Origin of the sequence: Crystallibacter permensis, assembly GCF_025960875.1 — a bacterium.
Classification (GTDB): domain Bacteria; phylum Actinomycetota; class Actinomycetes; order Actinomycetales; family Micrococcaceae; genus Crystallibacter; species Crystallibacter permensis.
Window position 1 is genome coordinate 1 of record NZ_JAODLR010000063.1, and the last position, 1,428, is coordinate 1,428.

The 1,428-nt window shown below is 65.5% G+C and carries 1 protein-coding gene; it reads right to left on the reverse strand.

Going from position 1 to position 1,428, the window contains the following annotated elements; genetic code table 11:
• Positions 1-56: 56 nt before the first annotated feature.
• Positions 57-1,304, reverse strand: coding sequence for an IS256 family transposase (locus tag B0G38_RS23175; protein WP_264671655.1), 1,248 nt, complete (start codon positions 1,302-1,304; stop codon positions 57-59).
• Between the last annotated feature and the right edge of the window lie 124 nt (positions 1,305-1,428).

Genomic DNA, 1,428 nt, shown 5'->3' on the forward strand with positions numbered 1-1,428 from the left:
GGTTACGTCCCGCTGAGTGGTGGAGTTTCTCGACACCGTGCAGGTCAGTTCTCTGATTATGCTGCAGCGAGTTCGGGAAGCAAAATCGCCTCCTCTATCGGCGCGGCGGGTGTCGTGTCCATGGCCTTGAGTTCGGCCATGGAGGCCTCGGAGAGGTAGCGGCGGTCCCCGGCTTCCCATTCGTCGTGCTGCTCGACGAGGACCGCGCCGGCGAGCCGGAGAAGGGCTGCCGGGTTGGGGAAGACCCCGACGACATCGGTCCTCCTTTTGATCTCTTTATTGACCCGTTCCATGGGATTCGTGGACCAGACCTGGCGCCAATGCTTTGCCGGGAACCCGGCGAACGCGAGCACGTCGTCCCGGGCGTCGCCGAGCATCGCGGCGACCTTCGGATGCGATTTCTGCAGCATCCGGGTCACCTCGTCGAACTGGGCGTTCACGTGCCCGGCGTCGGGCTGGGCGAAGGCGGTGCGGATGATCGAGGCGACCATGTCCTGGGACCCCTTCGGCACGGCCGAGAGCACGTTGCGCATGAAATGCACCCGGCAGCGCTGCCAGGCGGCGCCCTGGAACACCGTCCCGATGGCTTTCTTCAGGCCGCTGTGGGCGTCGGAGATCACGAGCTTCACCCCGTCCAGCCCGCGGGCCTTCAGCGACCGCAGGAACGCCGTCCAGAACCCCTCGTTCTCGCTGTCGCCGACGTCGAAGCCCAGGACTTCCCGGCGCCCGTCCGCGGCCACGCCGAAGGCGACCACGACCGCCTGGGACACGACGCGGTGCCCGACGCGGGCCTTGCAGTAGGTGGCGTCGAGGAACACGTACGGGTAGTCCATGGCGGAGAGGTCGCGGTCCCGGAAGGCGGCGACCTCATGGTCCAGATCCTCGCAGATCCGGGAGACCTCGGACTTGGAGATCCCGGTATCGGCCCCGAGCGCCTTGACCAGGTCATCGACCTTGCGGGTGGAAACCCCGTGCAGGTAGGCCTCCATCACGACCGCGTAGAGCGCCTGGTCCACGCGGCGCCGGCGTTCCAGCAGGGCCGGGAAGAACGAACCGTTCCGCAGCTTGGGGATCTTCAGGTTCAGGTCTCCGGCGGTGGTCGTCAACGTCCTGGGCCGGGACCCGTTGCGTTGGGTGGTGCGCGCCTCGGAGCGTTCGAACGGGGCGGCGCCGATGAACGCGGTCGCCTCGGCCTCGATCAGCTGCTGGTACAGCGTTTCGGTCGCGGTCCGGATCCGGTCGGAGACATCGGTGAGTTTCAGTTGTCCAAGCAGGTCAAGCAGGGCAGACTGGTCTAGAGCCATCGTGTGTTTGTGTCTTTCTGTGAGTGACTTTGATCTGTACTCACTGACCATCGCACGATGGCTCACTACGTTGCCGGAGCAACGCGCAACTGCGGAGAATTACACCATTCCACGGGACGTAACC